Genomic DNA, 9,931 nt, shown 5'->3' with positions numbered 1-9,931 from the left:
CATTTTATAGGGTACAGTTCAAATCTAGGAGGGTTCTTTTAGTAATAGGCTTCGATATGTTTTTTATTGCTAACTTAACAAACACTTGTATTCTAAAATAATGTGGTTTAAAAATGAAAAACAGAAGTTTTATGGAATTTTATGTTAAAATATAGATATCAGATGTTATTCAATTAAAGGGTTAGTTAAAGAAAGTTTAAATCTCTTCCAAAGATAGAACTAATTTTTAGCATACAAATATTTAATTGGATCGGGGTGTTTAGATGAAAAAATTATATAAGTCCACTCAAGATAAACAAGTATCAGGTGTATTAGGTGGCTTAAGCGATAAGTATGGAATTGATGTAAGTATCCTTCGAATAGTAACTGCATTATCAGCCTTTTTTACTAGTGGATTTACGGTGTTACTTTATATAATAGCTGCAATTGTTTTGCCTACAGATAAAGATATTAAGAGATAAATGTATGAACTTAAATCTAATTCCACAATCGAGAACTCTGTTTTTTGTCTATTGAAAGTTTCCAAAGTAAAAGCAATAGTACGATTGTTATAAGACTGAAATGAACAAACGAAAAATCCTCATAAAACATTCGGAATATATCGAGAACGAAAATAATAACTTTTGAATTAAACGATGACTATTGATCGCTAACGAATCGATAAATAGTCGCCATTTTCTAAAAAAACTATATATAAATATATAGAAATATCCAGAAATTTTAAAAATATATGAAGGTATTTATAACAAGAAAAAACTTCATATTTTTTAGGGCCAGATTTTTTGGTAAGGCTAATGGATATTGTGAAAAAGTACACTTAAAATAAAGAATAAAGTTTAGGTCGATAAGATAAAATTATGAATTTGTATAAATAATCCATAATTTTCTTTATGAGTCATATTTGATATGTTAAAGAAAAGAGAGGGGAGGGAAATGAAATGAGAATTTTTGATGCACATTTTCATATTGTTGATTTTAATTTTCCGATTATTGAGAACCAAGGGTATTTTCCACCCAACTTTGTTGTAGAAGATTATCAGAATGAAACTCCTAATTTGAATGTAATTGGTGGAGCGATCGTATCTGGTTCTTTCCAAGGGTTTGATCAAGAATATTTATTAAAGGCACTAAAACAGTTGGGTTCAACATTTTGTGGCGTAACACAATTACCTTTTACAGTGACGGATGAAGAAATACTAAATTTAAATGAAAATGGGGTAAAAGCATTACGCTTTAATATTAAAAGAGGTGGTTCAGAAGATTTATCGAAGCTGGATTACTTTGCTAGAAGAGTTCATGATTTAGTAGGATGGCATAGTGAGCTTTATATGGATGCAATAGAGTTGTCCGAAATTGCATCCACTATAGAAAAGTTACCAGCTATATCAATTGACCATTTAGGGTTATCAGAAGAAGGTTTACCACATTTATTAAAACTAGTTGATAAAGGGGTACATGTGAAAGCTACTGGTTTTGGTCGTGTCGAATTAGATGTTGAGAATGCCTTAAAGTCGATTTATGAAGTTAACCCAGATGCACTTATGTTTGGAACAGATTTACCATCTACAAGAGCAAAAAGACCTTTTGAGTATGGAGATATCAAATTGATTCAACAGCTATTTGATGAACAAGCTACCGATAAAATCCTGTATACGAATGCTTTCAAATGGTATTTTGGGTAGCGTCAGGGGCTACATTTGAATTAACTGTATCCATATTTAGTAAAGAGTTTAATCCAACTATAATGTATTTAGAATGGGGTATTAAATGTTTGTTTTTATTATATTAGACGTGATATTACCAATATTAATATTGATTCTAATTGGTGCAATCTTACAAAGAAAGTTCCAATTTAACTTAAAGCAGCTATCTACACTTATTACTTATTGCTTGATGCCAGCGGCTGTATTTGTGAATATATATGATATTAGTATAGAAACAGGTTTGTTGCTCCAGATAATATACTATTTAATACTTTACAGTCTGAGTGTGATGATAGTAAGTCATTTCATTTCAAAAACATTAAGGTTAGAAAAAGGAGAAAGTGCAGCTCTAAAAAATAGCATTTCGTTAATGAATTCCGGTAATTATGGATTACCAGTAAGTCAATTGATTTTCAGTCACAATCCAGTGGGGGTTTCCATTCAGATTTTCATTGTGATTTTCCAGAATCTTTTAACTTATTCATACGGGATATATAACTTACTATCAGCAACAAAAACAATCGGAAGTATTATTCAATCATTTCTAAGACTGCCTGTATTTCATGCACTCATATTAGGGGTTCTCTTTCAATCTTTTACAATTCAAATACCTAATTCTATCTTTCTACCTCTTAATCAGCTTGCGAATAGTTTTGTTGCAATAGCACTCATATTGCTAGGAGCGCAATTATCCAACATTAAGCTTAATTTTTTCCAACGAGTCATAACATGGGCTTTAATTGGAAGATTATTGATGGGACCATTATTAGCACTTGCCATGATATACCTACTAAACATTGATGGTATTGTTGCACAATCATTATTTATTGCAAGTTCTTTTCCTACTTCAAGAAATACAGCAACTATTGCTATGGAGTATCAAATAGAGCCTGAACTACATGCACAAATCGTTTTATTTTCAACACTTTTCAGCATTATTACAGTAACTGTCGTTATTTATTTGTCATATATTTTGTTTTGAATATACGTGCAAAAACGGATAGACTTGAGGCGGTAAATGATGGACGGAAATCCCATCGATATGAGAAGAAAACAGTCTTTGATATATTGGGTGTCGTTTACAATTGTACCATGTCTGATAATCAAGCGGCTTAATTCAAAAAAGGAACCAAAACAAAAAGAACAAACGCTTCTAAAAAACGTTTGTCCAAAGGTAATTACTATTTTAGCTAAGAAATAGATTATTATTTGTGAGTACGAGAAAGCTTTTTTATAAGTTTAGGAAATATAGATGTTAGTTCCTGCTTCAAACGCTTTGTAAACGATGGATCCTTACCGGAAGTTGAAATCGTTACAATATATTCATCATTTCGGATGACACCAGGTGTGTGAAAGGATGATGCTGTGCCATCACTTACAACGTTAACCCATTGGAAATCATGTGCGGCTTGTTTGACCATCATATTGACATCATGTTGATTTGTAGCTGCATAAATAAGGTGAGCATCTTTAATATCATCATTACTAAAAGTTTTTTGCTTCCAAGTAATATAAGGAAGTTCCTTCATTTCCTCGCAAATCTCTGGGCTGATAACGGTGACAAAAGCGCCTGTATCTTTTAATCCAGATGCTTTCCGATATGCGATTTTACCACCACCAACTATAACAACTACTTTTTTATCTAAATTAAACATAAGAGGGCACATGTTATACATACACACATTCCTCCATTCGTTCTAATAATGTTAACTTCATATATGTATCAAACTGAAGACAGTTGCAAGTCGTGATGTGATCATATTTTTTTGTATGCAACTTAATTTTTTGAAGCAACAAACCGGTAAAGAGAAGGTAGGGCATGACATATACATGGGACGCAGTCGATGTTATCGTCTTGAGCTCAGCAGTAAAAGAGGGCGCTCCTTTCGTTAAAAAGGAGCACGATACTGGCATACCGAGTTTTCGTTCGACCGCTGCTCCGATTTGTTGTAACTCATGTATCGGCTGTGGATCACTACTGCCTCGTCCTACGAGTAAAACGCTACTATCTTGCTTTGGCATAGTTTCACGTATTCTTTTCACTACAAGTTCAACCATATGTGGATGCGTACTAAAAGGTGGTACAACTGAAAATGTTATTTGAGGATATTTCTTTTGTAGTTGCTCTATTTCAAAAGGAATATCACGTTTATAGTGAGCTGCTGCAAATAATAAAACAGGTACAATCATTATTTCAGTTGCACCCTCTAGTATTGCTTCTGTAACTGCATCCGAAATGGTAGGTGTCGTTAGTTCTAGAAAAGCTATTTTTTGACTCCTTTCGTTACGTTCTTTCATAACAGATTGAATAAAGTGAATGAATTGTTCATTACCTTCTCGCAGGTGACTACCGTGTCCAACATATACAATTCCTTTCATCGTACCACCAAATCTTTCTTCATAATCATGTCTTGTAATTGCTCATCTACATTATGAAAACCAACTTTATTCGCATAGTGTAACGTTGGAATGTCGGTATACGAGAAGGGAAGAGTAAGAATATCGATAAAGCCAAGTCGTTTTATTTCTGATAAAAATGTATCAAGTGAAGCACGGCCGTCAAACACAATGCTATCCCATGAGAACTCAGAAAGCATACGAGAATGAATTTCATCGAAGCGATGATCAATTGTATACTCATGAGTCATCATATAAGACCCAGCACCAATTTTTTCTTGAATAAAACCAATTCGATTAATATTTCTGCTTAAATAAATAGTTGTACCGGAAGAGAACTCTGCTTGTTTACTTAGTAGCCCATATTGCATAAGTTTTTCTTGAGTGGCAACGTTCATATACTGCAGTTTCGCCTGTAAGGAACGAATATCTTTCTGGTGTTTACTACATGATCGCATCAAGATTTCTACACTTTCATCTGAACAAAATACAAGGCGATCAACGTTAAAAATTTCATTGATTTGTTCAGATGTTAATGTGTATTCTTCCCTTTTGAAAGTTGGAATTTGATATGTTTCTGCACCGCATTCTTGTAACTTTTGCTTCATGAAACTGGTTTTATTTGTTGCGGATGCAAATAAAACTTTTTTACCATGCAATGGTTTACGTTCTTTCCAAGCGATTTGATCCCGTAAGGAAACGACATCACCAACAATTGTCATAGAAGGGTTAGAAATATTTTCGTTTTTGACGATAGGAACAATGGTTGAAAGTGTTCCTGTGACAACGCGCTGTTTTCCAGTTGTACCCCATTCAATGACTGCTACTGGCGTATCGTCTTTTTTTCCTGCTTGTAGTAAGTTTTCGCAAATTGTAGGTAAGTTTTTTATACCCATGTAGTAGGCAATTGTGTCGCTATTGTGGGATGAATTATATTTTCCATGATCGGTTAAAGGACCTTTTGCATGCCCAGTTAGTAAAGTAACGCTATTACTGTAGTTGCGGTGGGTGAGGGGGATACCTGCATAGCTACTAGCGGCGATGCTAGATGTAATACCTGGTACAATTTCATATGGAATGTCCGCTGCTGCTAAAGTTTCTGCTTCTTCACCAACACGGCCAAAAATAGATGGATCTCCGCCCTTTAAGCGGACAACGATTTTTCCTTCTTGTGCAAATTGAAGGAGATGAGCGTTAATCATTTCTTGTCTCATAGTATGATTCTTTGGCATTTTTCCGCAATAAATAAATTCACATGTTTCTTTTGAATAATTAAGAAAGAAAGGGTTTAATAAACGGTCATATAAAACGATATCTGCACGCTTTAAGCAATCTATCGCTTTCTTTGTAATAAGCCCTTCATCACCTGGTCCTGCACCAACTAAATATACATATCCGTTCATAATCGCACCTCATCATTTTTTATTTAAAAGGAAGCCAGAGGAGGCTTCCTTTCGTAAATTACATGTTTATCCCGCTATTTGCCGGGCAGTAAGACCCCTACCTCAAAATTCAGCGAAAGCAAAATAGTTAGGTGGGGATCAACTGTCCGTAAAAGCCCGATTGGTGAGGGCTAATAATCAGCGGGGGATGAACCAATCCCCGCTGATTAAAGTTTCACTTTATATAAATGTCACCGTCAATAACTTCTACTTCGTACGTTTGAATACAACCGTCATCCGGTTTTTGGACTTCACCTGTTAGTAATGAAATTTTCCAATCATGTAGTGGGCAAAAGACGAATTCCCCAGATACAATTCCTTCCGCTAACGGTCCGTTTTTATGAGGACAACGATTTTCTACAGCTCGAATATCGCCATTTGAAAGGCGGAATAGGGCGATAGACATACCTTTCATTTGTACCTCTTTACCAATTTGAATAGGAAGGTCTTCCGCACGCATAACTTTTATTTTTTCTTTCGTTTGTATCATATAGATCACAGCTCCTTATTTCACAGTTTCTACTTCATACATCGCTTTTAAAGACTTCGTTTCTAGTGCTTGTCCCCAAGCTTCCGTATATGTGCTACGAGCTGTTTGGAAACGTTCATTTAGCGTAGTAATCATACTTGCATCTTGTAGTATTTCTTTTATGTGATCGAAGCCTAAACGTTCTGTCCAGTAGGCAGTACGCTCTCCGTAAATACCAGTTTCACGATAATACTGCATGTAAGCTGTAGCGATGCGAAGGACATCGTCTTCAGTAGGGACGATCATTACAAAATCAGCTTCACGTACTTCCGTACCACCATTTCCGCCGATATACAGTTGGAATCCATTTTCAACACACACAACGCCGAAATCTTTCGTCAGTACTTCCGCACAGTTACGTGGACAACCCGTTACACCCATTTTCATTTTATGAGGTGTATCTACCATTTCTAATGACTGTTCAAGGAGCATACCAAGTCCTAAAGAATCTTTCGTACCGAAACGACAGAAGCGAGAACCAACACATGATTTTACATTACGAAGCGATTTTGAGTACGCATATCCAGAAGTCATATTTAAGTCAGCCCATACGTTAGGTAAATCTTGTTTCTTAACACCATATAAGCCGATTCGGCTCGCACCTGTAATTTTCACAAGAGGAACGTCATATTTTTTTGCGACTTCAGCAATTTTCATTAAATCATCTGCGGTTGTAACGCCTCCGTACATACGTGGAATAACAGAGAATGTACCATCATGCTGGATGTTACCATTCATTCTTTCATTAACGTAACGGGATGATTTATCATCTACATATTCTTCCGGAATCGCCATACGTAAATAGTAATTTAAAGCAGGACGACATTTCGAACAGCCGTCTTCATGTGCAAAACCGAGTACATTTCGTACTTCTTTTGGCGATTTTAAACCTTTCTCGTGAATGGCGGCTACGACTTCGTCACGTGATAAAGTTGTACATCCGCACATACCAGCAGACTGCGCAGAAGCATCAAAAGCATCTCCGAGTGTATGAGCTAGAACTTGTTCCACAAGCGGACGACATTTACCACAAGACCCTGCGGCTTTCGTGCATCCTTTAACTTCTTCAAAAGTAGTTAACTCTTGTTCTAAAATGGCATGAACGATTGTACCTTTCGTAACGCCATTACATCCACAAATTGTGTCATCCGCACTCATTGTAGCAACGTCAAGTTCACTTTCTTCACCAGCTTTGTGAAGAAGGGAAGCGGCTGTATATTCTTGTATATCTTCTTCTTTCTTTAACATGCTAAAGAGGCGTGTACCATCAGTTGCATCACCATATAAAACGATACCGACGACTTTATTGTCACGAATTAATACTTTTTTATAGGAACGTTTACATTCATCAAAGATTGAAATTGCTTTCGTTTGATCATCTTCATAAATTTGACCAGCAGAGAATAAATCACAACCTGCAACTTTTAACTGTGTACCGACGATGCTGCCCGTATATCCATTAGTTTGTAAATTCGTTATATGTTTTGCTAATATTGCGCCTTGTTCATAAAGAGGGGCAACAAGTCCATATGCGATACCGTCATGTTCTGCACATTCTCCAACTGCATAAATGGATTCATCATTTGTTAGCATATAGTCATTGACTACAATGCCGCGATTTACAAGTAAACTAGCATCTTTTGCTATTTGAGTATTTGGGCGTATTCCAACAGCCATCACGATTAAATTACAATCTACAACTTCACCATCTTCAAATTGAATGCCCTCAACATGGTCTGTACCAAGAATCTTTACAGTTTTCTTTTCCATTAGAAACTTCATGCCTTGCGCTTCTAAATCTTCACGCAATAGGGAAGCTGCTTTCGTATCTAGTTGTTGCTCCATTAAGCTAGGCATTAAATGAACAACATGTACGTCCATTCCTAAGTCAATAAGACCTCTTGCGGCTTCTAAACCGAGTAATCCACCACCAATGACAACGGCCTTTTTCTTTTCTTTAGCGGTATCCATCATAAATTGTGTATCTTCAATTGTTCGAAATCCTGTTACACCAGGAAGGGTGGAACCTTCAACTGGTAAAATAAAAGCACTAGAACCTGTTGCGATAATGAGTTTGTCGTATGTAAGAGTACGATTCTTTTCTGTAATAATGATTTTTTCTTCTCGGTTAATACTTTGAACTCTCTCGTTTGTATATAAAGTTATTTCGTTTTCTTCGTACCAACTATATTCATTCATAATGATATCTTGCATATTTGTTTTGCCTTGTAGAACATGAGAGAGCATAATGCGATTGTAGTTTGGATGTGGTTCATCTCCAAAAATAGTAATCTCATATGAATCACTATCATGTTTTAATATTTCTTCCATACAGCGTATGCCAGCCATACCATTCCCGATCATAACTAAACGTTTTTTCATATTCATTTCCCTTTCTATGTGAAAAGTTGAACAAAGAATTATATTTCCATTATAGAAAATTAAAAAAGGGGGAGATGTGATATTTATCACATTTTTATAATGATTCACAAATTGTTAAAATTCGGATTTATGTGAAGGGAGAAGCGAAAGGGAATATGGTTATATGGGTAGAGGAGAAGTGTAAATATTTTTTACACAATGAAAAAGCAGGACAGGAGCATTTATACTCATGTCCTGCACTTTATTTATGCTCTTGAAATTGCACGCGGAAATAAAATATTATTTTCTAAATGAATATGCTCAAATAAATCAGATTCAATGGCTTCAAGGCGCTGGTAAACAAGGCGATAAGTGCCGCAAGCTTCTTCTGGTGGAGTAAAGTCATTTGTCACCTTACGAAGTTCTTTAATAATATTGCCAGCGTGGTTATGTTCATTTTCGAGCGCATCTACTACTTTACGTAACTTTGCATAGTTTTCATTAGTTGGATTTTGTTCGAATTCTAAAATTAATGGGAAATCTTCCGTTTCTTCTTTAATTAAATGTTGTTCTAATTCCATTTTAAGTTCATGAAATAGTTTATGAATTTGAGCTAAATGAGGCTGACTTACCCCATGAACGCGTAATACTTTCGTCACATATGGACTTAACTGTGGCAACTCTGCATTTAAATAGCGATGATGCTTATTTACAACATAATCAATCAATTCTTGATAAGAAGCATTTTTCCAATCAATTTCAGATTCGTTTAATAGTTTTGTTTTATGATAAAGCGTATTTAACTCTGTAATTACCTCTGTTGCCGATAAATTTCTTTCATTAATTGCATCAATAAGTGGTCTACTACCACCACAACAAAAATCTATTCTATATGATTTAAAAAGATCACTAGCTTTCGGAAATTGTGTAACAATCTCACCGATAATTGAAGTTTCAGTAAATGTATGTTTCATATGAATGCCTCCATAAAGTTTAAATGTAATATCTAAATTAAGAATAGCGTTAAATTAAAATCAATGTGGTGATTTAAATCACTTATTATGTGTCATTTTTGAGAATAATAAAATGAGTTTTATAAAAGGGAGAGGGAGGGTAATTCGTCGCAATAGTTTCTGATAATAAAAAAAGAAGCTTACTAGAAGCTTCTTTTTTACTACTATTTTTCACATGCAACTCCATCGCCATCACGATCAAGTTTAGAGCTATAACCTGGTTGATCTCTATATAATGGAGCTTTTCCAGCGTTTTTAACTTCAGTACAATTTTTGTAAGTTACATTACTATTGTTACTTGCAGCTGGTTGTGTTTGAGCTTGCTGTACTTTTTGCTGATCCTCTTGTTGTTTGCGAGCTTGTTCATCAGCCTGGCGTTTTTGCTCTTCTTGTTGTTTACGAGCTTGTTCATCAGCTAGACGTTTTTGCTCTTCTTGTTGTTTACGAGCTTGTTCATCAGCTAGACGTTTTTGCTCTTCTTGTTGT

Annotated in this window: 10 protein-coding genes; 3 read left to right on the top strand and 7 right to left on the bottom strand. The window is 35.3% G+C overall.

Going from position 1 to position 9,931, the window contains the following annotated elements; genetic code table 11:
* Positions 1-263: 263 nt before the first annotated feature.
* The 3 genes from B5P40_RS18275 to B5P40_RS18265 all read left to right on the top strand — a co-directional run bounded on the left by B5P40_RS18275 (position 264) and on the right by B5P40_RS18265 (position 2,685).
* Positions 264-461, top strand: coding sequence for a PspC domain-containing protein (locus B5P40_RS18275; RefSeq protein WP_000737853.1), 198 nt, complete (start codon positions 264-266; stop codon positions 459-461).
* Between the two features lie 477 nt (positions 462-938).
* Positions 939-1,682, top strand: a complete 744-nt coding sequence (locus B5P40_RS18270) for an amidohydrolase family protein (RefSeq protein WP_113709570.1) — start codon at positions 939-941, stop codon at positions 1,680-1,682.
* Positions 1,683-1,767: 85 nt separating this feature from the next.
* Entirely contained in the window at positions 1,768-2,685 is a 918-nt protein-coding gene (locus tag B5P40_RS18265) for an AEC family transporter (protein ID WP_113709569.1), read from the top strand.
* Positions 2,686-2,908: 223 nt separating this feature from the next.
* On the opposite strand, the gene B5P40_RS18260 is transcribed toward B5P40_RS18265, so the two are convergent.
* The 7 genes from B5P40_RS18260 to B5P40_RS33565 form a co-directional block, all read right to left on the bottom strand.
* Positions 2,909-3,379: a precorrin-2 dehydrogenase gene (locus tag B5P40_RS18260; RefSeq protein ID WP_002085951.1), complete on the bottom strand. Its 471-nt coding sequence runs from the start codon at positions 3,377-3,379 to the stop codon at positions 2,909-2,911.
* Positions 3,372-4,082: a sirohydrochlorin chelatase gene (locus tag B5P40_RS18255; RefSeq protein WP_105590049.1), complete on the bottom strand. Its 711-nt coding sequence runs from the start codon at positions 4,080-4,082 to the stop codon at positions 3,372-3,374. The genes B5P40_RS18260 and B5P40_RS18255 overlap by 8 nt, the downstream gene beginning before the upstream one ends.
* Complete coding sequence (locus B5P40_RS18250) at positions 4,079-5,503, bottom strand: uroporphyrin-III C-methyltransferase (protein ID WP_105590050.1); 1,425 nt, start codon at positions 5,501-5,503, stop codon at positions 4,079-4,081. The genes B5P40_RS18255 and B5P40_RS18250 overlap by 4 nt, the downstream gene beginning before the upstream one ends.
* Positions 5,504-5,717: 214 nt before the next feature.
* Positions 5,718-6,032: a nitrite reductase small subunit NirD gene (gene nirD / locus B5P40_RS18245; protein WP_002127109.1), complete on the bottom strand. Its 315-nt coding sequence runs from the start codon at positions 6,030-6,032 to the stop codon at positions 5,718-5,720.
* A gap of 15 nt (positions 6,033-6,047) precedes the next feature.
* Positions 6,048-8,453 (bottom strand): NADPH-nitrite reductase large subunit, encoded by a 2,406-nt coding sequence (gene nirB / locus B5P40_RS18240; RefSeq protein ID WP_088265721.1) that lies wholly within the window; start codon positions 8,451-8,453, stop codon positions 6,048-6,050.
* Positions 8,454-8,698: 245 nt separating this feature from the next.
* A complete protein-coding gene (ric, locus tag B5P40_RS18235; RefSeq protein WP_105590051.1) occupies positions 8,699-9,406 on the bottom strand; it encodes an iron-sulfur cluster repair di-iron protein in 708 nt (235 codons plus the stop codon).
* A gap of 203 nt (positions 9,407-9,609) precedes the next feature.
* Positions 9,610-9,931: excalibur calcium-binding domain-containing protein (locus B5P40_RS33565; RefSeq protein WP_258402149.1), on the bottom strand; the 322-nt coding region annotated here is incomplete at its 5' end.

Origin of the sequence: Bacillus sp. SRB_8, from assembly GCF_003264205.1 — a bacterium.
GTDB classification, from domain to species: Bacteria; Bacillota; Bacilli; order Bacillales; family Bacillaceae_G; genus Bacillus_A; species Bacillus_A mycoides.
This window is presented reverse-complemented; position numbering and strand designations above follow the sequence as displayed.

Excerpts from the sequence above, each read along its gene's own strand:
- B5P40_RS18275 (WP_000737853.1), top strand. The coding sequence starts at position 264 with ATGAAAAAATTATATAAGTCCACTCAAGATAAACAAGTATCAGGTGTA.
- B5P40_RS18250 (WP_105590050.1), bottom strand. The coding sequence starts at position 5,503 with ATGAACGGATATGTATATTTAGTTGGTGCAGGACCAGGTGATGAAGGG.
- B5P40_RS18255 (WP_105590049.1), bottom strand. The coding sequence starts at position 4,082 with ATGAAAGGAATTGTATATGTTGGACACGGTAGTCACCTGCGAGAAGGT.
- B5P40_RS18260 (WP_002085951.1), bottom strand. The coding sequence starts at position 3,379 with ATGTATAACATGTGCCCTCTTATGTTTAATTTAGATAAAAAAGTAGTT.
- ric (WP_105590051.1), bottom strand. The coding sequence starts at position 9,406 with ATGAAACATACATTTACTGAAACTTCAATTATCGGTGAGATTGTTACA.
- B5P40_RS18270 (WP_113709570.1), top strand. The coding sequence starts at position 939 with ATGAGAATTTTTGATGCACATTTTCATATTGTTGATTTTAATTTTCCG.
- nirD (WP_002127109.1), bottom strand. The coding sequence starts at position 6,032 with ATGATACAAACGAAAGAAAAAATAAAAGTTATGCGTGCGGAAGACCTT.
- nirB (WP_088265721.1), bottom strand. The coding sequence starts at position 8,453 with ATGAAAAAACGTTTAGTTATGATCGGGAATGGTATGGCTGGCATACGC.
- B5P40_RS18265 (WP_113709569.1), top strand. The coding sequence starts at position 1,768 with ATGTTTGTTTTTATTATATTAGACGTGATATTACCAATATTAATATTG.